The 24,585-nt window shown below is 36.1% G+C and carries 24 protein-coding genes; 15 read left to right on the forward strand and 9 right to left on the reverse strand.

The genetic code is table 11. The annotated features are described in order from the left end of the window. Window positions 1–349 precede the first annotated feature (349 nt). The 4 genes from SJY23_RS12775 (at window position 350) to SJY23_RS12790 (ending at window position 2,421) form a co-directional block, all read left to right on the forward strand. On the forward strand, window positions 350–475 hold the full coding sequence (locus SJY23_RS12775) for a hypothetical protein (protein ID WP_013752102.1): 126 nt from the start codon (window positions 350–352) through the stop codon (window positions 473–475). Window positions 476–545: 70 nt separating this feature from the next. Beyond that, complete coding sequence (locus tag SJY23_RS12780) at window positions 546–671, forward strand: hypothetical protein (RefSeq protein ID WP_396596644.1); 126 nt, start codon at window positions 546–548, stop codon at window positions 669–671. Window positions 672–1,018: 347 nt separating this feature from the next. Beyond that, window positions 1,019–2,203, forward strand: a complete 1,185-nt coding sequence (locus SJY23_RS12785; RefSeq protein WP_396596645.1) for a hypothetical protein — start codon at window positions 1,019–1,021, stop codon at window positions 2,201–2,203. A gap of 68 nt (window positions 2,204–2,271) precedes the next feature. Beyond that, window positions 2,272–2,421 carry an SsrA-binding protein gene (locus tag SJY23_RS12790; protein WP_396596646.1) on the forward strand — a complete coding sequence of 50 codons (150 nt, stop codon included), beginning with the start codon at window positions 2,272–2,274 and terminating at the stop codon, window positions 2,419–2,421. Here the strand turns inward: SJY23_RS12790 and ytxJ are convergent. Next, window positions 2,418–2,810: a bacillithiol system redox-active protein YtxJ gene (gene ytxJ / locus SJY23_RS12795; protein ID WP_021779014.1), complete on the reverse strand. Its 393-nt coding sequence runs from the start codon at window positions 2,808–2,810 to the stop codon at window positions 2,418–2,420. The genes SJY23_RS12790 and ytxJ overlap by 4 nt on opposite strands. A gap of 231 nt (window positions 2,811–3,041) precedes the next feature. Here ytxJ and clpB point away from each other — a divergent pair, with 231 nt between their 5' ends. The 8 genes from clpB to SJY23_RS12835 all read left to right on the forward strand — a co-directional run bounded on the left by clpB (window position 3,042) and on the right by SJY23_RS12835 (window position 12,125). Further along, window positions 3,042–5,648 carry an ATP-dependent chaperone ClpB gene (clpB, locus tag SJY23_RS12800; RefSeq protein ID WP_396596647.1) on the forward strand — a complete coding sequence of 869 codons (2,607 nt, stop codon included), beginning with the start codon at window positions 3,042–3,044 and terminating at the stop codon, window positions 5,646–5,648. Window positions 5,649–5,861: 213 nt separating this feature from the next. Then, a complete protein-coding gene (locus SJY23_RS12805; protein WP_396596648.1) occupies window positions 5,862–6,803 on the forward strand; it encodes an SMI1/KNR4 family protein in 942 nt (313 codons plus the stop codon). Window positions 6,804–7,108: 305 nt separating this feature from the next. Beyond that, window positions 7,109–8,329 carry an ATP-binding protein gene (locus SJY23_RS12810; protein ID WP_396596649.1) on the forward strand — a complete coding sequence of 407 codons (1,221 nt, stop codon included), beginning with the start codon at window positions 7,109–7,111 and terminating at the stop codon, window positions 8,327–8,329. Between the two features lie 62 nt (window positions 8,330–8,391). Then, the gene (locus SJY23_RS12815) at window positions 8,392–9,231 is read left to right on the forward strand and encodes a LytTR family DNA-binding domain-containing protein (RefSeq protein ID WP_396596650.1); all 840 of its coding nucleotides are present in this window, start codon (window positions 8,392–8,394) and stop codon (window positions 9,229–9,231) included. Window positions 9,232–9,330: 99 nt separating this feature from the next. Continuing rightward, complete coding sequence (locus SJY23_RS12820) at window positions 9,331–9,879, forward strand: hypothetical protein (RefSeq protein ID WP_396596651.1); 549 nt, start codon at window positions 9,331–9,333, stop codon at window positions 9,877–9,879. 322 nt (window positions 9,880–10,201) lie between these two features. Further along, window positions 10,202–10,615 (forward strand): DUF5713 family protein, encoded by a 414-nt coding sequence (locus tag SJY23_RS12825; protein ID WP_396596652.1) that lies wholly within the window; start codon window positions 10,202–10,204, stop codon window positions 10,613–10,615. 134 nt (window positions 10,616–10,749) lie between these two features. Beyond that, window positions 10,750–11,478, forward strand: coding sequence for a TlpA family protein disulfide reductase (locus tag SJY23_RS12830; RefSeq protein ID WP_396596653.1), 729 nt, complete (start codon window positions 10,750–10,752; stop codon window positions 11,476–11,478). Further along, a complete protein-coding gene (locus tag SJY23_RS12835) occupies window positions 11,478–12,125 on the forward strand; it encodes a hemolysin III family protein (RefSeq protein WP_396596654.1) in 648 nt (215 codons plus the stop codon). Before SJY23_RS12830 ends, SJY23_RS12835 begins: the two co-directional genes overlap by 1 nt. Window positions 12,126–12,203: 78 nt before the next feature. Here the strand turns inward: SJY23_RS12835 and SJY23_RS12840 are convergent, their stop codons facing one another. Next, entirely contained in the window at window positions 12,204–15,422 is a 3,219-nt protein-coding gene (locus tag SJY23_RS12840) for a TonB-dependent receptor domain-containing protein (RefSeq protein ID WP_396596655.1), read from the reverse strand. A gap of 274 nt (window positions 15,423–15,696) precedes the next feature. Here SJY23_RS12840 and SJY23_RS12845 point away from each other — a divergent pair, with 274 nt between their 5' ends. Then, on the forward strand, window positions 15,697–17,007 hold the full coding sequence (locus SJY23_RS12845) for a DEAD/DEAH box helicase (RefSeq protein WP_396596656.1): 1,311 nt from the start codon (window positions 15,697–15,699) through the stop codon (window positions 17,005–17,007). A 95-nt stretch (window positions 17,008–17,102) separates the two neighbouring features. Here the strand turns inward: SJY23_RS12845 and SJY23_RS12850 are convergent, their stop codons facing one another. From SJY23_RS12850 to SJY23_RS12875, 6 genes are all read right to left on the reverse strand, one after another. Next, on the reverse strand, window positions 17,103–17,579 hold the full coding sequence (locus SJY23_RS12850; protein WP_035336835.1) for a DUF6495 family protein: 477 nt from the start codon (window positions 17,577–17,579) through the stop codon (window positions 17,103–17,105). A gap of 99 nt (window positions 17,580–17,678) precedes the next feature. After that, window positions 17,679–18,131, reverse strand: coding sequence for a 50S ribosomal protein L9 (gene rplI, locus SJY23_RS12855; protein WP_396596657.1), 453 nt, complete (start codon window positions 18,129–18,131; stop codon window positions 17,679–17,681). 14 nt (window positions 18,132–18,145) lie between these two features. Continuing rightward, a complete protein-coding gene (rpsR, locus tag SJY23_RS12860; protein WP_013752085.1) occupies window positions 18,146–18,442 on the reverse strand; it encodes a 30S ribosomal protein S18 in 297 nt (98 codons plus the stop codon). Between the two features lie 3 nt (window positions 18,443–18,445). After that, on the reverse strand, window positions 18,446–18,787 hold the full coding sequence (rpsF, locus tag SJY23_RS12865; protein WP_035336833.1) for a 30S ribosomal protein S6: 342 nt from the start codon (window positions 18,785–18,787) through the stop codon (window positions 18,446–18,448). Between the two features lie 510 nt (window positions 18,788–19,297). Continuing rightward, window positions 19,298–19,492, reverse strand: a complete 195-nt coding sequence (locus SJY23_RS12870) for a helix-turn-helix transcriptional regulator (RefSeq protein WP_396596658.1) — start codon at window positions 19,490–19,492, stop codon at window positions 19,298–19,300. Then, window positions 19,489–19,944 carry a hypothetical protein gene (locus SJY23_RS12875; RefSeq protein ID WP_396596659.1) on the reverse strand — a complete coding sequence of 152 codons (456 nt, stop codon included), beginning with the start codon at window positions 19,942–19,944 and terminating at the stop codon, window positions 19,489–19,491. The genes SJY23_RS12870 and SJY23_RS12875 overlap by 4 nt, the downstream gene beginning before the upstream one ends. Window positions 19,945–20,390: 446 nt before the next feature. Here SJY23_RS12875 and SJY23_RS12880 point away from each other — a divergent pair, with 446 nt between their 5' ends. Further along, entirely contained in the window at window positions 20,391–21,092 is a 702-nt protein-coding gene (locus tag SJY23_RS12880) for a LytTR family DNA-binding domain-containing protein (RefSeq protein ID WP_035336832.1), read from the forward strand. A gap of 120 nt (window positions 21,093–21,212) precedes the next feature. Continuing rightward, window positions 21,213–22,007, forward strand: a complete 795-nt coding sequence (locus SJY23_RS12885; RefSeq protein ID WP_396596660.1) for a hypothetical protein — start codon at window positions 21,213–21,215, stop codon at window positions 22,005–22,007. An 8-nt stretch (window positions 22,008–22,015) separates the two neighbouring features. Here the strand turns inward: SJY23_RS12885 and priA are convergent, their stop codons facing one another. Further along, entirely contained in the window at window positions 22,016–24,472 is a 2,457-nt protein-coding gene (priA, locus tag SJY23_RS12890; RefSeq protein ID WP_396596661.1) for a primosomal protein N', read from the reverse strand. Between the last annotated feature and the right edge of the window lie 113 nt (window positions 24,473–24,585).

Here is a 24,585-nt window from a genome sequence, read left to right on the forward strand (position 1 = left end):
TTTATGCGCTGTTTTTTTCAACTTCCACTTGTGATAATTCGCTACAAAATGATGAAATCGGATTAATATGGTTAAAATGAGCCATAATTCGCCTACAAAAATTCTAAATAGCTCAAAATGTCTCTACAAAACTAACACAATGAATGGTTAATAGTATATAGACTAACATATATTAACCATCTTGAAGGGATGAAGATTACATATTTTAACCTATGTCATTAATTTAGTTGTAACATTCTCGTTAATTTCATTAAAAACTTCTTTTCAATTTGTTTTACTGCGTTCAAGATGACTTCTTTGCTTCATCAATAACAAACAACGTATCTAGTAACAATCAAAAACAGCTATTATGAAAACGCAAGCAAACAACAAACCGCAAGTAAAAACAAACAAAGTATTAGGAATCTATACCGTATTTATGGTAAGCCTTAGCATCTCTTATATAGTTACTACCTTTTTACAATTAGGGAATTAATCACTCCGACATTCATCAATCATCATTTATCAATCATCAATCATTACTAATCCATCAAAAACCATCCATTATGAAAACGCAAGTAAACAACAAGCCACAAGTAAAAACAAACAAAGTATTAGGAATCTATACCGTATTTATGGTAAGCCTTAGCATCTCTTATATAGTTACTACCTTTTTACAATTAGGGAATTAATCACTCCGACATTCATCAATCAACATTCATCAATCAACATTCATCAATCAACATTCATCAATCAACATTCATCAATCAATTAAAAACAATCAAAAATGATCCAAATTATCATCACTGCATTAGAACTTATCTTCGGATAAATAATTGACCTCTTCACACCGCCGAGTTAAGGCCTGCTCTGTGTGTGTTTTTTAAAAAACTTACTTTAGATATAGCACGTTTTCGCGAAAGCGTATTAATCACATCCCTCCCATTCATTTCAATAGTATATTTTCAGCTACATTTGGGCTTTTATAATTTTGGCACGCTCGTTGGAGTTGTCATCACCAATCAATACCCATTGTACGATGAAAAATTTATTTCTCGCAATCCTTACTACCGTATTTGTAGTAAGCTGCAATTCGGTAAAAAAGACTACTGCAACGCTTAACAGCGGTAATTATGATGATGCCATCGCGATTACTCTTAAAAAGTTGCAACGCAATCCAGATAAAAAAAATAAGCAAGACTTTGTGCTGCTTCTTGAAGATGCGTTTGCAAAAGCATCTGCGCGCGATGCAGATCGTATTTTATTTCTCGTAAAAGAAAATCAGGAAACAAATCTTGAAGAAATTTATGAGACCTATGTGTCGTTACAAAGACGTCAAGATCGCATAAGACCTATCTTACCTTTGCAAGTAATTGACGAGAATAGAACTGCTCGTTTTGACTTTGTAAACTATACAGATAAACTCATATCTTCTAAGGAAAAGCTAGCTGCTTCCTTATATAAAAGTAGCCTTGACGCTATCAATACAGCATCTTCAAAAGAGGATTATCGTACTATCTATGATGATCTAGCCTACTTAAATACACTTAAGCCAGGTTATAAGGACATCAAAAATATGATGGAATCTGTACATCTTAAAGGGACAGACTATGTTGCTGTTACTTTATTTAATGATAGTAACATAGCGTTACCAGTGCGATTAGAAAACGAGCTGTTAGACTTCTCTACCTACGGCCTTAACGATTTCTGGACCGTGTATCATAGCAATCCGCTTAGTGAGGTATCCTACGACTACAATATGGAAGTTGCTTTTACAGAGATTAATATTTCTCCAGAGCGCATCAAAGAAAGAGAGGTGCAACAAGAAAAACTCATTAAAGACGGTACCATCGTTCTAAAGGATGAAGATGGTAATGTGGTTTATGATGAGGATGGAGAGAAAGTACTGATAGATAATATGATTACGGTACGTTGCACGTACTTTGAGTTTATCCAGAACAAAGCTGTAAATGTAGTAGGCCGCGTGCGCTACTCTGATAGTAATACAAATCAGGTTCTACAATCGCTTCCGCTAGCATCTGAGTTTATTTTTGACCACAGATATGCTACCTATAGAGGCGATAGAAGAGCACTAGAAGATGAGCTTTATGATCGTACTCGCAATAGAGCAGTCCCGTTCCCTACTAATGAGCAAATGGTGTACGACGCTGGTGAAGACATTAAAAATCGTATAAAAGATATTATTTTAAGAAATAATAACTAGTCTTTATAAACAGATAAAAGCCGTAACGCATTGCGTTACGGCTTTGTTTTTTAGCTACTTTTGACGGTATGCAAACACTCTATAAATTTCTTGCCAAAGTTAATAAGGCAGTACTTCCCTCCTATTCAAAACGTGGTCTTGACCTTACACAAGCTACAAAGTTTCAGCTTGCGATTATCGGGTATAGAATCTGGGTTACAAAGAGAGCGTTAGGTTAAATCTTTTCGGCAAGTGCTTGTGCGCTTATCGCTCCATGGCTGTCTGAATACACAGCGGTTCCATTCTTAATCAATATTATCTGCGGGCTCTGGTGCATTACCTGAAATTTATATCCCACCTCATTAGACACTTCTCTGTAAGCCTTGAGGTCTAAGTAATAAATATCCAGCTGGTTTGGGTCTATATCATATTGTGCCTCTAGCTGGCGTATTGCCATACGGCTTATACCGCAAGTTGTAGAGTGCTTAAATATCGCCTGTGGCTTCGTTTCAGAATCTTTTGCAATTTGATCCAGTTGCTCGAGTGTGGTAAGTTGCTTCCACGGCATTGGTGTTTTTTCCTCTTGAGGTTCTTTATCTCCTCCAAAAATCGAATTAAATATTCCCATTCTTCAATATGCTTTTATACAAAGGTAGTCGTTGTGTCTGTGTTACGCTTTCGCGAAAGCGTAAAATAGTTCTTAAATAAGTCATAAAGTCAGTTAATTCAAGCCTTCACAAGACATTATGTCGCAATACCGTCTTGGAACAATACTTGACTATTACCTCTCAAAAAAAGTACAACCAGAAATCATTAGCAAGCACTTTACAGCAAGTAATGGTCTCTTAAAACATATGAAATGAATATTAACAATTTTACAATAAAATCGCAGGAGGCCATACAGCGAGCACAGCAAATTGCGCAAGAGCTAGGCCACCAGCAAATAGAAAATGAGCATATTTTTAAAGCAATTTTTGAAGTAGATGAGCACGTAACGCCTTTCTTGCTTCAAAAACTTGATGTAAATGTGCCTTTATTACAGCAAATTTTAGACAGCACCCTTGAGAGTTATCCTAAGGTGTCTGGTGGTGATATAATGCTAGGGAGAGAAGCAAATAAAGCAATCACTCAGGCTAATATTATCGCCAAAAATATGAATGATGAGTATGTCTCTATCGAGCATCTTATACTCGCTATTTTCGGAACAAAAAGTAAAGTAGCCCAGATCTTAAAGGATCAAGGAGTGACTGAGAAGCATCTACAAGCTGCTATTACAGAAGTGCGCAAAGGTAACCGTGTGACCTCACAAAGTGCAGAAGAGACGTATAACTCACTAAGCAAGTATGCAAAAAACCTTAACGAACTAGCACGCACAGGCAAGCTAGATCCAGTAATAGGTAGAGATGAAGAGATACGTCGCATATTACAAATCTTAACGCGTCGTACGAAGAACAATCCTATACTTGTAGGAGAGCCAGGTACTGGTAAAACCGCCATTGCCGAAGGTCTTGCGCATAGAATTGTAGATGGTGATATCCCAGAAAACTTACAGAACAAGCAAATATTTGCCCTGGATATGGGAGCTCTTATTGCTGGAGCAAAATTTAAAGGAGAATTTGAAGAACGTCTTAAAGCGGTTATTAAAGAAGTAACAGAAAGTGATGGCGATATCGTACTCTTTATAGATGAGATACACACACTGGTAGGTGCTGGTGGCGGACAAGGAGCGATGGATGCGGCAAACATCTTAAAACCTGCCCTTGCTCGTGGGGAGCTGCGCGCCATAGGTGCTACCACGCTTGATGAGTATCAAAAATACTTTGAAGCAGATAAGGCCCTCGAGCGTAGATTCCAAAAGGTAACCGTAGATGAGCCAGATACAGAGAGTGCGATTTCTATCTTACGTGGTATCAAAGACAAGTATGAGACACACCACAAGGTGCGTATTAAGGATGATGCTATCATTGCTGCTGTAAAGTTATCACAGCGCTATATCACGAGTAGATTTTTACCAGACAAGGCGATTGACTTAATGGATGAAGCTGCCGCAAAAATGAGAATGGAAATCAACTCTAAGCCAGAAGAACTCGATGTGTTAGACCGTCGTGTGATGCAACTAGAGATTGAGATTGAGGCGATAAAGCGTGAGAAAGATGAAGATAAGCTCAAAAGCCTACGTGCAGATCTAGCAAACCTTAAGGAGGAGCGCAACGATCTTAACGCACAGTGGCAATCTGAAAAAGATATTGTAGAGAGTGTACAAAATGCAAAACAAGACATAGAAAACTACAAGCTAGAAGCCGAAAAAGCAGAGCGAGAAGGAAACTATGGCTTGGTAGCAGAGCTACGCTATGGTAAAATAAAAGAAGCTCAAGAGCATCTTGAGGAGCTACAAAAGGATCTTGCAAGTCAAGCAGATACTTCGCTTATTAAGGAAGAAGTAACCAGCGAAGACATTGCAGAGGTAGTTGCAAAATGGACGGGAATCCCAGTACAAAAAATGCTACAGGGTGAACGTGAGAAACTACTCAAGCTAGAAGACGAGTTGCACAAACGTGTGGTAGGACAACGTGAGGCTATTGTTGCCGTAAGTGATGCCGTACGACGCAGCCGTGCAGGTTTACAAGATCAGAAAAAGCCTATTGGTTCCTTCTTATTTTTAGGAACAACCGGTGTAGGGAAAACAGAACTTGCAAAGGCACTGGCAGAGTATCTCTTTGATGATGAGAATGCGATGACGCGCATAGATATGAGTGAGTATCAAGAGCGTCACAGTGTGAGCCGTCTGGTGGGAGCGCCTCCAGGATATGTAGGATATGATGAAGGTGGCCAGCTTACGGAGGCCGTGCGACGTCGCCCCTACTCTGTGGTGTTGCTCGATGAGATTGAGAAGGCGCACCCAGATACGTTTAACGTGTTATTACAGGTGCTTGATGAAGGTAGACTCACAGATAACAAAGGCCGCACTGCCGACTTTAGAAATGCCATTATCATTATGACTTCAAATATGGGTAGTCATATCATAAAAGAGCGTTTTGAGGCTATTCCAGATGTAGATGCTGCAATGGAGTCTGCAAAGGTAGATGTGCTAGGATTATTAAAACAAAACATACGTCCAGAGTTCTTAAATAGAATAGATGACATTGTAATGTTTAGTCCGCTTACGCGAAAAGATATACGTGATATTGTAAAACTGCAGTTCAAGGGCATTAGAAAAATGCTCTCACAGCAGAATATCACGCTAGACGCAACAAAGCAAGCCATAGACTTCCTTGCCGAAGCAGGTTTCCAGCCAGAATATGGTGCAAGACCCGTAAAGCGAGCAATGCAGCGCGAGGTGCTTAACCAGTTATCAAAAGAAATTTTGAGCGGTAAAGTAGCATCAGACAGTGTAATACTCGTAGATTCCTTTGACGACAAACTCGTTTTTAGAAACGAAGGAGAACGCACAGGAGAAGAAGAATAAAGATTGATTGATGATTATATAAAGTGGATATCTAGTAATAGGTATCCACTTTTTTTTGTGGCTAAATGGTGAGTTTTTCAGATTCTTTGTGCGGTGACAAATACACTAATAAGTGTATATTTAGGCAATCAATTAAAAAACAATCAAATAGGCACATCATAAAATAGAGCACTCGCTTTGTGTGGTGGCTATTGACTACAATTTGACTAAACTATGACCATAACTGAAAAAATTGAACATATTTCCAAGTGGACTGCAGAAAATTTTGAAAAAGGAGTCAATGAAATTAATATAGGAAGTGGTGAGAATGATTTTGCTCAGATAGAAAAAATGGTATCTGAAAAACTACCAAAAGAATTTGTTGAGGTTTATTCTAAATTCAATGGTGAAGGAGGAAATCAATATGGAATTTTATTCGGACTTGAATTCATATCAACTAAAAAAGTAATATCAAATCTTGATTTTGCATTAAGTCTTGTTAAACCAACTGAACGAAAAATAATTAACCAAAAAAAGGCAGAAGAAATACTCAATGGAATTTCGGAATTGTTTTTAAAATCTATTCCAAATAAAAAAAAGTTTGGGCTTTTCTCTAAAAAATGGGAGAAAGCATCATTTAATTGTTCACACGAATCATATAGTGGAGTTATAGTCAAGTATGAAAATGGGCAAACCGAAAACTTTAAGGTGAAAGAAAAGTATTCAGACAAAATTTTTGCTCTTGGAAGAGAACTTCATCAATTGGAACAGAAAAACTACAATTGGGATAGCTTAGAATTTGATATGACACCAGATGGTAAATTTACAGTAGAAAGGAAAGATTATGTTTGGGAAGATGAAATTGATTTTTCTTCTTATCCAAAAGATAAAATCAAAAAGAAATATTTCCATTATAAGTGGTTACCTATTTTTCACGATTTTGGAGGGAATTTTATTGGAATTGATCTCGACCCTGACATAAATGGAGTAAAAGGTCAAATCATTATTTTCGGACGTGATGAGGAAAAAATGATTGTTTTAGCTGACAGCTTTGACGAATTCTTGGATTTGTCAATTAAAGAAATGAATGAGAATCCAAAACAATTTATTTCTGAAAAACATATTCACGAAGTATATAAACAAATAAAAAACTGCACCTGCCTAAGAACTGAGTAAAAACAAGCCTAATTCAGCTGCACCCAGCACAAGCCATTAAGCTAATTTCAATCAATAATTCACACCTCAGAGCCTTCCTTAAATTACCCTTTCGCGAAAGCGTCATCTTTCTCAAATACTTGTATATTTAGACAATCAATTAAAAAACAATCAAATAGGCTCATCTGCTATTCCAATAGTTGTCGGACTTGTACTCGCTTTATGTGAAGTCCTATTTTAAACAATTTGAAATTTACCTCTAGATTTCACCCATTATTTTAATGATTTTGTTCTTTTAAGAATGCATTAAAAACTAGTATTTACTAATGAATAGAGAACTTACTTATAAGGAATTAAAGAAGCAAAATGATTTTTTGCAATTACAGCTTGATCGAGCAACAGACCAAATTAAACAAGCCCAACGTATCAACGAGAAAGCAAATAGTAGAATCCACTATTTAGAATCTACTTTAGATGAATTAGACACGTACATCTACATAAAAGACAATCAAAAAAAGTATGTATATGCTAATAAGAAAACACTCAAATTCTTTGAGTGTACAGATAACGAATTAAAAGGGAATGATGACTCAAGCTATTTTCCCAAAGAAACCGTTAAGGTAATATCCAAAATTGACGATAGCATAATAAAGCTTGGGGAGAACACAAATTTTGAAGTAGAATCAAAAGATAACGACGGAAATAGATTAGTATTTTTAGAAATTAAATCTCCCCTATTTGATAAAAATGATAAAAACAAGATAGTAGGACTGTGCGGAATTTCTACAGACATTACCGAGCGTAAAAAACAAGAAGACGCAATCAAAGAGAACCATTTACAATTAAAACTGCTTAATAAAACTAAGGATAAATTGTTTTCAATCATTGCCCACGATTTAAGAAGCCCTTTTTATGGTATAAATGGCCTTTCGGAACTACTTATTGAGAATTTAACCAATACGGAGAATGAAGAAGCTAAAGAATATATTTTTCTAATAAATTCTTTAACCAAGAATACATTAATATTACTTGACAACTTATTAACCTGGGCAAAATCACAAACTAAAGAACTTCATTTTAATCCAGAAAAAATCACATTATCAGAAGAAATAGTTGAAGTAATAACTCTGAAAAAATCAATATCAAAAGCCAAGAATATCTCTTTGAGCTACAGTCCAAAAGATAAAATTGAACTATATACTGATAAAAATATCTTACAAACTATCTTAAGAAATCTAATTTCAAATGCAATAAAATTTACTCACGTAGGTGGCAACGTCAATATTTCTGTCACCACAAATAAAGAACTCATTGAAATTTCAGTTTCTGATAACGGAGTTGGGATGAGCGAAGAAACAAGTAGTAAAATCTTTGACTTATCTAATAATACTCCATTGCCAGGCACTAATAATGAACAAGGCTCTGGATTAGGTCTTGTACTTTGCAAAGAATTAGTTGAAAGGCTTGGTGGGAAATTTTGGGTTGAAAGTAAAGTCGAAAAAGGAAGTGATTTTAGATTTACCTTACCTATGTCTATTTCTGAATAAATAAAAGAAAACAAGCACAAATAGAATGCAGCTTCAAATCAGACTAAAATAAACGGTTTCTAATGCAGTGGCTCAAATCACCATATCCTTTGTTACAAAACACTAGATACAAGTGGTTATTTGCATTATTGTCAGGCGTTTTTGTTTACCTGTTTTTAATTGTTTTTGAACCCTTTGGTGCGGGACAGTCTATAAATTACAAATATGTATTCTTAGCGGGTTTTGGAGTTTCGGTTTTTCTGGGTGTTTGTGTAACCTACTTTGTTCTACCTAAATTATTTCCCATATTTTTTCGTCCAGAAAAATGGACCATAGCTAAGGAAATTATATTACTATCAACCTGCATCTTGATAATAAGTACTTTTAATTCTTTGCATTATTACAATTGGCGGGGTGATGGCGTCTTTTATAAAACCTTCTTTAGTTTCCTTAAAATCACTACTTCGATAGGGATTTTTCCTATTGTAGGTTTAATCTTTTTTACAGAACGTACACTTTCAAAACAAAACCTCAATAAAGCACAATTACTTTCTACCAAGCTACAGCGCCCAGTTGTTGAAGAAACCGTTACAATACAAATACAAGAAGAGAGCGTAAAAGCGACGCCTATTGCAATGCAATTATCGCAGTTTATTTATGCACAATCAGATGGGAATTATGTGACGATATTTTATCTAGATGATAGTACGCTTTCGCGAAAGCTAATTAGGCTTTCTTTAAAACAGCTTGAACTACAATTTGAAAATCACTCTCAAGTAAAACGTTGTCATCGCTCCTACCTTATTAATACGGAACATATAATAATTATTGAAGGTAATGCAAGATCACTCAGTATACAACTAGATAAAGTACCTACGAGTATTCCCGTCTCTAGATCTTTTTCAAAAGCCGACTTTTACTAGCCTTCCCGTTCATCCCAAAAGTGGCACATACGCCCCATTTTAATGTAATATATTGATTTACAGAGTATTTTTGGGCTAAACAATTTTAAAAATGGACTTATGAAAAATCGTATTCACATTATCTTATTCTCAATGGCAGGAATCTTATTACTAAGTAGCGCTGCACCTATGGAATTAAACAAAGGAAATTCTGATCTTAAAATACAACTTAATGAGGTGGCAACTTATAACCCTATGAGAGAAACAAAAAACCTTGAAGTTTCAGAAGCTGCTGTTGCGTGGCATATGGATCATATTTATTTAATGGTCAATCAATTATATAAAGCACTAGAGCAATCTAATGAAAGTGATTATAAAACTAAATTTAATATGAAACGTGCCTATGTATTTACTTTTAATAGAATGCCTAGAGGAAAAGCCACTGCGCCAGAGGCAGCAAGGCCAAAGGATAATATAGATCTCAATACAATACAAATGCATTATGAACAAGCGCTTGCCACCGTTGATAAACTATCTAATCTCCCAGAAAAGAAACATTTTAATCACCCTGTACTCGGTACTCTAAACAGAGACAAGACCATTAAGTTTCTCGCAATTCATACAGAACATCACCTTAAAATAATACGTGACATTTTAGAAGATAAGTAGTTTTCTGATTGTTTTAAGAAGCGCGAATTCCTGCTTTTAAATGTAAAGGTTTACTGCATAGTTGATATTTACAAATCTCTAAACCTAAAATGGCTCGCTGCACTTAAAAAAAAATGTAGTAAATCAATAACCTATTGACATAAGAGTTTTAAATTATTAGGTGACACATTATAGGCTTTCCCCAAAAAGGGAAAGCCTATATTCTTTCTTAAATACTCGTATATTTAAAGAATCAATTGAAAAATAGCAAAATAGGGTCATTAGCAGTTCCGATAGTTACTGTAGTTACATTTGCTTTATATAGTGGTCTATTGTAAGTAATATGAAGAAAATAATAAAATATCAATTAATTTTTATTCTAACTCTGCTTTCTTGTCATTCTAAAAACATTAAACAAATGGAATTAGTGAATAAACAAATGGTTGAATATTCATTTTTGAAAGAAATGTATGAGGATGAATATTTTCCAAATTACCTTGTTGATAAAGGAAAAGATATTCTGATTGATTTATGTAATGAGATTGAAATTAAAAAACCACAAACATTTGAAGAACTATATGCGTTGACTCATAAAGCAACGGATAGATTTAACGACTTACAAGAAGAGTTTTACGAAAATGATAGTGAAATAGAAACTGCTGCAAGAGAATGTATCGCTATAGATTTTCAGTTCATCTCTAGATCATACGGTTTTGAAGCTGATATTGAAGAGTTAATTGCAACTAGAGATTGGTAGTCTAATATGGAAGTATTTAACTTCATTATTAGTATAAAACCTAAAATCACCCCTAACCCCCACTAAGGCACGATAAATGTATATAGGTGCGTGTTTGATAGCAATAGCTATCTTTGTAACACATACCTATGATGATGAAAAAAATACAATGCCTATTTATATTATTCTTTGCGCTTGCGCTTAACGCCCAAGATAACTACTACATTTTTCAAGGCGACACCTATAATGAGGAAGCTTTTCAAGCTAAACTAAGATCTATAGAAGAGGTTTACGGTGCGCAAGGAAGCTGGAAATACACTAAAGCCAACTTTAAAGTTCGCCATTCTCGTGTGCGACAAGACTCAATTATACAAGAGGTCGAGGTAATGCTATCGCAATCTAATAGCGCTCCTCTAGATATTAATGTAGGAGTAAATGGTTTAATCAATAAACCCCTACCCGACTTTCAGTTGCAAGATCTTGCAAATGGGCTTAAGTCTAAGGAGAGTTATAATGATAAAATTACACTCATCAACTTATGGTTTACAAGCTGCCCTCCTTGTATCGCAGAGATTCCATATCTCAATGATCTTAAAAAGCAATATGAGGGTCGCGTAAATTTTGTAGCCATCACTTTTGAGCCAAGAAGCAAAATCGACGCTTTTTTAACCAAGAAACCTTTTGATTTTGAACACCTAGTAGATGGTGCCAGCTATTTAAAACAGGATTTAAAAACTAATACCTATCCTAAGCTTGTATTTATGGATCGCAATGGTACTGTGCGCTTTGTAGAAAATGCTGTGATGGCTCAAGGAAGAGGTCCAGCAGCAGAGGTTACAGAAATCCTTAAGGAACACCTAGATTACTTACTCGCAGATAACTAATGGAAAACACTGTACAACCAACTCCAGATTACTCTCCACTTGAAGAAAAACTCAACATTTGGACGCATGGTTTTGGTTTTTTAGCAAGTATTATTGGTTTGGGTTTTTTATGCTTTCGCGAAAGCGTCTCAACCACAGCAATCGTTAGTCTTATCATTTTTGGAGTTAGTATGTCTGTGTTATATTTTGCCTCTACAGCTTACCACAGCGCCGTAAAACCTATACGTAGAGCTAGATTAAAGATTTTTGATCATGCGGCTATCTACGTACTCATAGCAGGGACATATACACCATTTACACTTGTAACTCTAGAAGGAAGTACTGGATGGTGGATTTTTGGGATTGCATGGTCTATAGCTTTATTCGGAATAATATTAAAACTCTTCTTTACAGGTCGATTTGATATCCTTTCTACAATCCTTTATGTAGCGATGGGTTGGCTTATTGTTTTTGCATACAAACCATTACTTGCAAACCTTGATCCAGCAGGTGTACAATGGTTATTTACAGGAGGTATTTTATATACTATAGGTGCTGTACTTTACAGTATATCTCGTATTCCTTATAATCATGCTATTTTTCATGTATTTGTCTTGGGAGGTACAGCCTCTCACTTTATTGCAGTTTACAATTACGTAGGAGTTTAAACCTTTCAAAATCATATAATAAAAAATGCCCCTCAATGAGGGGCATTTTTATTGTTAACAGTAATGAGCTACAATAGTCTAGTTAAAGATATAACGTAGTCCTAGTTGTGCTTGCCATCTATTTAAAAGACTTGCATCTGTTCCAAATGTTTGTGTAAGCTCTTCGTTGAACGTGTATGTTGGTACACCGTCTGCAACACTTACACTTACTGGCTGTACGCTGTTAGGTTGCTCAACAAGTCCCCAATCAGAATTGATGAAGTTTCCTAAGTTAAGAACGTCTACACTAAACTGGATTGTGTTTTTCTTTCCTTTTACATCAAAATTAAAATCTTGTAATAAACGGAAGTCAACACGGCTTCTCCATGGTGCTAGTGCTCCATAACGCTCTGCATATCCACCTCTGTTTTCGCTCAGGTAATCATCTTGCTCGATGTACTGGTTAAATGCTGCTGCTTGTTCTGGTGTAGCAAAATTTTGCTGTGATACTTCTCCAGCAGTTGGGATGTAAATAAGGTCGTTAAAGTTACTTCCGTCACCGTTGATATCACCAGCATATGTATAGTTAAAACGTCCTCCTCTAGCCCACTCTGCAAATGTAGAAATGGTAGTAGCAAACTTGCCCTCGCCATACTCAAACTTCTTTGAAGCTACAGCAATCACTCTGTGCTGATCTCCATAACGTGAGTTTGATAACACTGCGTCATTTGCATTACCACGTATAGCATTTGCATTAAACGCATCACCTGTAATCTCTGCATCAATAGAGTTTACATTTTTAGAATCTAGGTAGTTGTAAGCAAGACTTGCATAAAGTCCGTTACCAAATGATTTTTCTGCTTTTAACGTAGCATTAATCGTACGACCATTATCAGAGTTTGTAAATACATACGCATTTGTAGGTCCTCCAAAAGCATTAGTAGAAAAATCTGAAGCTTGATAGATAGGTCTGTTATCTACACCTTGTAATGTCGCAGATGGATTATCAAGTGCCCAGTTTTGAACGTGTGCAGCGTTAAGATCTTTTGTGTAAGAGAAGTCTCCTGTAAGTACCACACCATTCTCTAGGCGGTAATCTACACCTATGTTAGATCTCCATACTTGTGGCCATTTGAAATCTTGATCTACCGTCTGGTAAAAGAAAAAGTCAACTCCTTGTACTTGGTTACCTAACCATACAAAAGGAAAACGACCTGTAAATATTCCTGTTCCTCCACGTAGTTGGAAAGTCTTATCTCCTTCTACATCCCAGTTAAAACCTAATCTAGGTGAGAATAAGAATCCATTGTCTGGAAGTACTGTACTATCTAGAAGAACATCTTCTCCAGTTGATGGATCTACATAAACGTTTTCTGGTTGGTAAGTTCCTTTGCGGTCTATGTTTTCTTGAATTTTATCTTCTGTATCAAAATATAATGGTTTATCAACACGTAGTCCTAATGTAAGCGTTAAATCTTCTGTTGCTTTCCATTGATCTTGTCCATATAGAGAGAATTGCCCTACGTTAGTCTCGGCAAGTGCCCATCCTGCTGGATCACCAATAGGAAGACCATTATTCTCGTTAAACTCTGCCTCTGCAGATAAGAAAGTTCCTTGATATTGGTTTACTAAGAAATCTTGAAAAGCCACAAGGTCAGTTTCTCCAGTTGTATCATTTACATAATCTGTATCTAGTACTCCATCACCATCTAAATCCATATCTTCATCAATTGATACACTTCCAAATAAATCAAAACCGTATCCAGTTAAGTTAAATGAGTTGTAAAAGCTAAACTTCTCAAATGACGTTCCTAAAGTAAATGTGTGACTTCCAGAAACAATATTCAAGTTGTTTGTGATTTGGAAAACTTGTTGCTCAAGTACATTTGAAATTGAGAATGGCTCATGACCAGCTATGATATAGTTTTGACCTCCTTTTGTAATGTTTATAGATGGACCCGGTGTAGAAAAAGGCTTTCTAAAATCATCAAAGAACGTGTAACCTACTTGTAATTTATTTGAGATGTTACTAGCAATATCGCTGTTCCACTCAAACTGGAAAGAATCTATGTTGTTATTAATTTCATATCCTGCATTTTCAAATTGCAATGTAGACTGACTTGGCCCACGTAATGCGATAGCATTTGGGTTTGCTGGATTTTCCTTAGAAGAACGTAGTAAATTGTAAACAAGTGCCACACGGTTCTTGTCATTCACGTTCCAATCTAATTTAAAAAGTGCTTTTGTAGAACCTGCATCAAAGTTAAAACCTTCATATCTTCCTGGCTCATAAAAAGAACCGTCTGCATACTGGATACTTCCTAGTGCAGCAGAAACAGCATCAAGATCTGCTGGTAATACACGTGACTCATTAATAGCCCCTGTATTTCTGTTAGGTGCCCATGGAGCTCCAAGATCTGATCTAGATTCCTTTTCAAAGTTTGCAAAGAAAAATAATTTGTTTTTGATGATTGGTCCTCCTATAGAGATACCGTAAGTATTCTGACTCTGGTCTGCAACAAAAACATCATCTCCAGCAACCTTACCCCCTGTAAGATCTTCATTTCTGTAAAAACCGTAAACAGTTCCTTTTACTTCATTAGTACCACTTTTTGTAACAGCATTTACAGAAGCTCCTGTAAATCCAGATAATGTTACATCATAAGGAGCAGTACTTACTTGAATTTGCTCAATAGCATCAAGAGATATAGGTTGAGAACCTGTTTGCCCTCCTGGCGTTGCTGCATCAAGTCCAAATGGGTTGTTAAAAACCGCTCCATCAAGACTAAAGTTATTATACTGATCATTACGACCTCCAAAAGATCCGTTACTAGAAGCACTAGGCTCTAGACGGTAAAAATCTGCTGCAGATCTCGATATTGTAGGAAGTGACTTTAATTGTCTCTCACCTACATTAGTCGCTGCACCGGTACGGCCATCACTAAATGTGTTATTACGAGAACCTGTAATTACTACTTCTTCTAGCGCATTGCTATCTTCATTAAGAGTTACTTCAACGTTGTACGTTTCACCTAAGTTAAGATTTACACCTGTAAACTCTTGACTTTGGAAACCTACATAACTCATGGTGATTGTGTATGGTCCACCCACACGTAAGTTTAATAGACTAAAACGACCGTCGAAGTCTGTAATAGCACCATACCTTGTACCTGTAGGAGTGTGTACTGCAAGTACGTTTGCTCCCGGCAAAGTCTCGCTACCTCCATTTACTACTCCCGAAATAGAGGAAGTAGTTACTTGTGCCTGCAAACTAAAAGCGCCAAGTACTACGATTAAAAAGAAAAAATTTTTGAACATAAAGTTTGAATTTGTTTCCCGTAAAAATACTAGAGTAAATCAAGGTAGACGCTCATTTTAGTAACATTTCTTTAGCATTTTCTTAACAATTGTTAAATACTTTTTAGGTGCGCTTTCGCGAAAGCGTAAAAAATAAAAGCTACTACGTATGAACACCACATAATCAAACCATTACAGATATAAATCAAGAATAGTTGTTTTACTAAAAAAAGTAATTACAGTTGTATTACTTAATAGATGATATCTCAACTATGAATATTTACCTTTGCAGTCTATGACAAGTAACCAAAAAACGCAAAAACAAATCCTTGCCAAGCTAGGGATTAAGACGCTCAATGAGATGCAAGAAGCAGCTCAACTCGCAATACAATCTGCAAACGAGGTCATATTACTCTCTCCTACGGGTACCGGTAAGACACTTGCTTTTTTATTACCGGTGATAGAGGCTCTTGATCCTAATTGTGAAGAAGTGCAATTACTTATAGTAGTACCTTCTCGAGAACTTGCTATCCAGATAGAAAATGTAGCTCGCAATATGGGAACTGGCTATAAAATTCATGCAGCTTATGGTGGGCAAAGCTTTAATACAGATAGACAAGCCATAAAACATCGCCCAGCCATTTTAATAGGCACCCCAGGAAGACTCGCAGACCATTTAAGAAGAGAAACATTTCCCACAAATCATATTAAAACGCTAGTTCTAGATGAATTTGACAAATCACTAGAAGTAGGCTTTGAAGGAGAAATGACAGAAATACTTAGTTTTCTCCCCGCTTTAGAAAAGAAAGTACTTACCTCTGCTACGCAAGGAATAAACATCCCTAAGTTTGTAGGTCTTACTTCTCCTGTAGAAGTGGATTACCTGCATCAGGGTGGATCTAAACTTGAATTAAAAGCTATTGTATCGCCAGAAAAGGATAAGCTTGATATGCTTGTAAAGGTCTTGTGTCACCTAGGCGATCAGCCAGGGATTATATTTTGCAATTTTAAAGGAACCATCGCGCGTATAAGTGAATACCTTAGTGATCGCGGTATTGCTCATGGGACATTCTATGGTGGCATGGAGCAACGAGAGCGCGAGCTGTCGTTACTTAAATTTCGTAATGGTACACACCAATTACTACTTGCTACAGATCTTGCAGCCCGTGGTATTGATGTGCCCGAAATAAAATTTATACTACATTACCACTTACCTATACATGCAGAAGAGTTTACGCACCGTAACGGTCGTACGGCTCGTATGCAATCTGAAGGTACTGCATACGTGCTGCACTGGAAAGATGAGAAACTTCCAGACTTTATGCCGCAAATGGATGAAGAGTTCATACACGATAAAGGAATTCCTGATGGATCACAGTGGCGAACTTTAGAACTTTCTGGAGGACGAAAGGATAAGATTTCTAAAGGTGATATTGCTGGTTTCTTTTTTAAAGAAGGAAATATAGATAGAGCACACCTAGGAACTATAGAGGTTAAAAATTTGCAATCCTTTGTAGCTGTACATAAAAATATCGCAGAAGAAATGATAAGAAAACTTGATAACAAGCGACTAAAAAAGGCAAAACTAAGAATACAACACGCCTAGAGAAACATTTTTAAAACAGAAAAGGATTGTAAAAACTACGTTTAATAACTAGTCTTTACAATCCATTGTTATTTGTAACCCTTAGGTTATGAGAATTACTTCACTTCTACAAAGCGAGCAAACCATTTATAAAGATCACCTCTAGTGATCACAGCACCCTCGCTTATAAGTTTAAACTTATCTGCATTACGATCTGCACTGTAATCTTTGCTTGCACTCATAAAGACAACATCATCATCTCCTAAGTTTTCTTTGAGCCACGCATAGCCCTCAGCAGTTGTGATGTCTATATCTTCCTTATTGATTTTTACAGCAATAAGTGACATATTATTCTCTCCTAGTAAAAATAAATGCATCTGGTTAGGAGATATGTGCTCTAGGTATTGTGCTTTAGTAAGCACACCTTCCCAAACGAGATCTGAAAAAACATCAATTTCCTCTTCGGCTACTTTTGGTTGCTTTTCTTTAATTGTTGCCCATTCTTCTCCAGTTATAGATTGCGTGGCTAGAAAGTTTATAAACTCTGGCTTTAGTTCTTCTAGTTGTTCTTTTGTAAGGCGAGCGTATTTCATTGTTAATCACTTTTTCGCGTAAGCGTATTAAAAATTGTATTTCATAAAAAAGCCGTCCTTACGGTTGTAAGAACGGCTCTTCATATACTATCTAATGACTTAGTTAGCCTCTGCTACTACGTCAAAAGGAAGTGTAGCTACCACATTCTTGTGGAAACGTACTTTTGCTTCATAGTTACCTAAGCGCTTTACAGTATTTCCAGCGATAGAAATAAATTTCTTATCGATAGAGACACCTTCTTTTGCTAGGTATTCTGCAACGTCTGCGTTGTTAATAGATCCAAAAAGTTTGTCTCCATCACCAGTTTTTGCACTAATCTTAACTTCAAGTCCGTTAAGTTTATCTGCTTGCTTCTGTGCATCGTCCACAAATTTTTGTTCTTTGTGAGCGCGTTGCTTAAGGTTTTCTGCAAGTACTTTCTTTGCGCTAGGCGTAGCAAGTACAGCATGACCGTTAGGGATTAGGTAGTTTCTACCGTATCCGTTTTTTACTTCTACTAGATCGTCTGCAAATCCTAGATTCTCAACGTCCTTCTTTAATATAAGTTCCATCTGTTATCTAGTTTCTATTTGTATAAATCAGTTACATAAGGCATCAATGCAAGGTGACGAGCTCTTTTTACAGCTACAGACACTTTACGTTGGTACTTTAAAGAAGTTCCTGTAAGACGACGTGGTAACAATTTACCTTGCTCGTTTACAAAACCTGCTAGCCAGTCTGCATCTTTGTAATCTACATACTTGATACCAGACTTCTTAAAGCGACAGTACTTCTTTGCTTTGTTAGTTTCAATGTTAAGAGGCGTAAGATATCTGATATCTCCGTCCTTCTTTCCTTTTGCTTGTTGTTGTAAAGATGCCATAACTTACGCTTTTTGCTTTTTTAGTTTTTCACGTCTTCTTTCAGCCCACGAGATCGCGTGCTTATCAAGTGCTACCGTTAAGTAACGCATCACACGTTCGTCACGGCGAAAAGCTAGTTCGTAATCATTGATAGCTTGTCCATCAACAGTAAATTCAAGTAAGTGGTAAAAACCGCTTTTCTTGTTTTGGATAGGATATGCAAGCTTTTTTAAGCCCCAATCCTCTTTACTAATCATCTTAGCACCCTTTTCTTTAAGAAGTCCTTCGTACTTCTTTACTGTTTCCTTTATCTGATCATCAGATAAAACGGGATTCAAGATGAAAACAGTTTCGTAATGGTTCATATAATATGAGTTAAATTAAAAATGAGTGCAAAAGTAATGATTTACTTTTAATATTCAAACAGCATATTGTTTATAAATTGTAAAAAAAATGACATTACATAAAGCAATTAATTTCTAGATATAGCTTTCGCTAAAATTTGAACTTAAAACGGCTAGGCTATGATGAGTGTGGGGCGATGATTTACAATTCCTATTGCGCCACAACTCTTAGCCAAATCTTTTTGTTTTGTTTTTTTTATTCAAAGCAAAATCCCAAAGATTTTGCTACCTCATAAATATACACAGACCTTGGCGTAAAACCCAAACCCCGCATTAATTACAGGCATTATTGCCAAACGTTTTTCTGCGTTCTGTTGGCACGTTTTCATTGGGTAAACATTATGTTCTGCGGGTTTTTTCGAAATAATAGCAAGTCCATATGCGCAACGATTACGTTTGAGTAAAGTCCATTTGAGCTATTTTTATCGAACAGATTTTGCTCAAAGTTTTTTATTCAAAATCAATTTGAATTTAATCGTCAATATCAAATAAATATTCAACTGTGACTTTAAAAAATCGAGACATTTTTATTGCTAATGTAACAGAAGGGTTGAACTTATTTTTTTCTATAGCGTGAATAGTTTGACGAGAAACATTTAGTTCTTTTGCCAAACCTGCTTGTGTTAAATTGTGTCTAGCCCTTTCTACTTTCACGAGATTTTTCATAAGTACATTCTTTTTTTAATAAAAAATATTATTATGTAAGACCATAGTAAGGGAAATATAAAATAATCTAGAGTCAGTTTTAAGTTCTTATCTAAGATATATACGACAATGGTGGTTAGTAATCCAATTATAAGCGTAAGTTGAAAAGATTCTAGACGTAATTTATTAATATAGTCATCTTCTACTTTTTCTTTTGAAATCATATAAATAAGTATTGAGACTATTGCAAAAAAGTCAATTCCATAGCTTATAGCTCCACCGGTAAAAGCATTCAGAAGTCCTAATATTTCATTATTCGATTGTTTGCCTAATTCGGAAGAATTGATTCCTGATACCCCATACTTATTAATGGAATTATTAATAAAGTTTAAACTGCCATTTAGTAAAGAGGCAATAATAAAGAGGATTAACCCAAGTTTCTTACACCAGTTGGGTAATATTTGTGTTTTCATATTCTATTATTTTTATATAAAAGTATATAAAACTTTACATTTAGTAAAACAAAATAGAAAATGCTTTCAAATTACTTAGTTCATGAAGATTTTGATTTGAAGTAGAAATGTTGAATATTATCGTTGTAATTACAAATGTTTGGCAACTAGCACATAATAAGGACAATTATAATAGTTCTCAGCTACAAAACATATCTTAAAAAATTTAACTTTGTAGTCTAATAATCAAATACTTACATCGGATTTCATCTTCTTTACCACCTAACTAATCGTCAATAGTTAAATTTTTACCGTTTAAATAGTTAAAATCACTTCTTCTTATGAGAATAAAGGAAAAATCATTCGACCAATCGCACAAATAACCGATGAAAGTCATGTTTTTGTTGGTAAATAGGTTATTTTTGCCTAATATTGATAATCTTAACCTTAACTAAATACTAATTGCTGTGGAAGGAGTACTATTAGACTGCGCAGTTGTAGACGATTCAAGTTTACAACGTCTAGCTATCGTAAAGATGATCAATGATCATCCCAACTTACGCTTAGTTGCCGAATATAACAATGCCATAGAAACGAAAAATGGACTCATAGAGACTAAAGTAGATTTACTTTTTCTTGATATAGAGATGCCTATTCTATCTGGATTTGACTTACTGGATGATCTTATACATAAGCCACAAATTATATTTGTGACAGGAAAAACAAAATACGCTTACAAGGCTTTTAACTATAACGCAATCGATTACTTACGTAAGCCCCTTACTAAGGATCGTTTTACAAATGCGGTTTATAAAGCCATAAGCTTACACAAACTTAAAACTGAAGGCGCTGTAGAAGATGATGACTACATCTTTGTAAAGAGTAACCTTAAGAAAAAGAAAGTAATGCTCAATGAGCTTAAGTATATCACGGCTCTTGGAGATTATGTAAAGCTGGTTACAGTGCACGACCCTATTGTTGTACTTGCAACGATGAAATCATTTGTAGCACAATTACCGCCAGAACGCTTTATGCGTATCCATAAATCCTATATTATTAATATAGACAAGGTAGATAAATATAACAGTAGAAATATTGAGATAGATGGAGAAAAAATCCCTCTATCAAGGCATAAAAAATCTGACCTTATAGATGCACTTTCGGCGTAAGCGGATGGTAAACGAAATTTATATTTGAAATTAAGAATCCCGCTCCAAGAGTGGGTTTTTTTGTGATCTATGATAATTATCAAGTGTTTATAGCGTTCTCCAAAAAACACATCTTATTTTTTGAAAATTCTCTTCCATTTATTATTGATAATAGGTCTTACAATTATTACCCAAATAGGCGGTATAGTTTATATACTCACGCTATTGGTATTTCAAAAAATAAAGAACAAAACTTTTTTAAAAGGATTTACTCTATTTATTTCCCTGTATTCCATTGCCACCTTCATTGTTACACCTACTCTTGCGCCGATTTTTGGCCGAGAAAAGATTAAAGAAACAGCTGTTCTAGAAGCACATTCCTTCTTCTATAAATTTGCTAATAGAAACTACGTCAAGCCAGAGCTGCAAGAGTTACTTGATAAAACCTCAAAGAACTATTCTAAGCACAATAAAAATATGAAGCTCATTCATCTAGACGCCAGCTTTCCATTTTTTAATAAATTTCCATTACTACCTCATTTAAGTCATAACGATGGAAAAAAGATAGATATCTCTCTCGTTTACCTAGACGCTAAGGGAGAGCTCACCAATAAAAAACCGTCAATAAGTGGATATGGTGTATTTGAAAACCCCTCAATAAAAGAGCACAATCAAACTTTAACCTGCCAACAACGTGGATATTGGCAATATGATTTCCCTAAATACCTAACCTTGGGAACTATAAATAAAGACCTTACATTCTCAAATAATGGCACCAGAAATCTAGTTGTTGAATTCTTAAAAAACAAAAACCTGAGCAAAGTATTTATTGAGCCTCACCTCAAAAGCCGATTAAACCTCTCTAATAACAAAATAAGATTTCACGGCTGTGGCGCTGTTAGGCATGATGACCATAATCATATTCAAATAAAATAGTCAAGCCGTTAATAACAATCTACATCAATTACAAGTCGGACGCTTCTGTAAGGCCCTATCGCATTAAAGCTGGTAACCACGCGTCTTATAGCTTTCTTAGTCTCTAAAAGTTTCTGCCTACGACTTATTTTTATTAGCACATTACGTCTATACTGATTACGTATTCGCGCTACAGAAGGGGTCTCAGGCCCTAGGACAGCATCTGAGCCTAGCGTTTGCCTTAGTGCTTTTGCGAGCCAGATACTAGCCTCTTCTATTTTTTGATAATCCCTGTGCTTTAAAGTTATACGTATCAACCTATGAAAAGGTGGATACTTAAAGTTACGACGCTCTTCTAATTGCTCTTTGTACATCTCCTCAAATTTATTTGCCGAAACCTGCTGTAAGATTTGATGGTAAGGATTATACGTCTGCACAAGCACCTTCCCTTGCTTTTCTGTTCTCCCTGCCCTACCCGACACTTGCGCTATAAGTTGATAGCTGCGTTCATGCGCTCTAAAATCAGGAAAATTGAGCATGCTATCTGCATTCATAATCCCCACAAGAGTGACATTTCTAAAATCAAGGCCTTTAGTAAGCATTTGTGTACCCACGAGAATATCAATTTGCTCTTGCTCGAAAGCTGTGATAAGTTTCTCAAATCCATACTTCCCCCTAGTAGTGTCAGAATCCATTCTTGCAATAGATCTATCTGGATACAACTCTTTAAGTTCTAGTTCTATCTGCTCTGTCCCAAACCCCTTGGTGGTAAGCTCTGCGCTACCACAAGCCATACATTTTTGCTGTAAGGCAATATTGTAACCGCAGTAATGGCAACGCAACTGTGACCTGTATTTATGATAGGTAAGACTTACATCACAATTAGGACATTGTGGCGCATGACCACATGTGGTACATTCTAGTATAGGTGAAAACCCTCTACGGTTTTGAAAGAGAATTACCTGCTCTCCAAGTGCTAGCGCATCTGTAATTGCACGTATTAACGTATCAGAAAAGTGACCCGTCATCTCACGCTTCTTGCTTTTCTCCTTAATGTCTACAAGATTAATCTCAGGCATTAAAATACCTCCATGTCTTTGTTTTAAAGACACGTAACCATACTTTCCCTGCTGTGCGTTATATACTGTTTCTATAGATGGTGTTGCAGATCCTAGCAATACTTTTGCTTTAAACATTGCGCCTAGCACAATTGCAGCATCACGAGCGTGATATCTTGGCGCAGGGTCGTATTGCTTAAAACTACTCTCATGCTCCTCATCTACTACGATAAATTTCAAATCCCTAAAGGGTAATAAAAGTGCACTACGAGCTCCTATAATAATTTGAGCTTTATCAAGCTTTTTTAATACATTATTCCACACCTCTACTCGCTCGTTTACGGAGTACTTGGAGTGAAAAATAGCTACACGCTCACCAAAATATGTTTGTAACCTGGCAATCAACTGCGTGGTTAATGCTATCTCCGGGAGTAGATAAAGTATTTGATCACCAGACTCTAGCATCTCCTCAATAAGCTGTACATAGATTTCTGTCTTCCCAGAAGCAGTAACGCCATGTAATAATGTTACATCTTTATCTTCAAAATGACTTTTTATCTCCTCATAAGCCGCCTGCTGATACTGATTAAGAATTTTGGTTTCAAAAACTTCACCATCAAATCCTATACGGTCTTGACGCTTCTGATAGGTTTGAAAAATTCCTTTATCTACAAGCGCCTTGAGCTGACTAGCAGTAGCGCCAGATGCTTTTTGTAAATCCTGAGATGAGATAGGTTTGTTTGTTTTCGCTTTAAGCGAAAAAAATGTGAGCACCATCTCTCTTTGTTTTGGAGCTCGGGATAATTCTTCTAGCACGGTAGTAAGCCCCTGCTCGCCTTCATATGCTGGCGCAATAGTGATAAATTTTACAAGCTTAGGTACGTATTGCTCATAAATCTCTTCTTGCATCTCAATCACCCCTTGATCAATTAAACGCTGTATAGAAGGAAGGATCTTTTTCTTATCTAGAATATCCATCACCTCATGAACCTTTAATTCTGAACGATGCTGCAATGCTTCATATATAAGAAATTCATCATCCTTAAGCGCTGCCTCATCAATAACAAGTCCATCTTCCTTAAGCCTTATCACCGTCTCACTTTCTAACAAAAAAGCCTTAGGGAGTGCCGCACGCATCACCTCTCCTTCGGTACACATATAGTAATCTGCAATCCAACTCCAGAATTTGAGCTGTTCCTCAGTGACTATTGGGTCCTCATCTAGAATTTGCTGGATTTCCTTGGCTTCATAAATTGTAGGAGCCACCTGATGCTTATTTTTTACAATAGAGGCATACACTTTCTTTTTACCAAATGGCACAGCAACCCGCATCCCTTTTTGAATATAGTTATACTCTGCCTCAGAGACGAGGTACGTAAACGTATTCTCTACAGGTATAGGAAGTATAACATCAATAAAATAAGGCATAACAAATTGTGATAAGAAAGTATGAATATACAAAGTTACAGAAGCAGATCAAACGTAGGAGCTAATCGTAGATAAAAAGACTAGTATGTTTGGATATACGCTTTCGCGAAAGC

The organism is Dokdonia sp. R86516 (assembly GCF_044596715.1).
Lineage (GTDB): Bacteria > Bacteroidota > Bacteroidia > Flavobacteriales > Flavobacteriaceae > Dokdonia.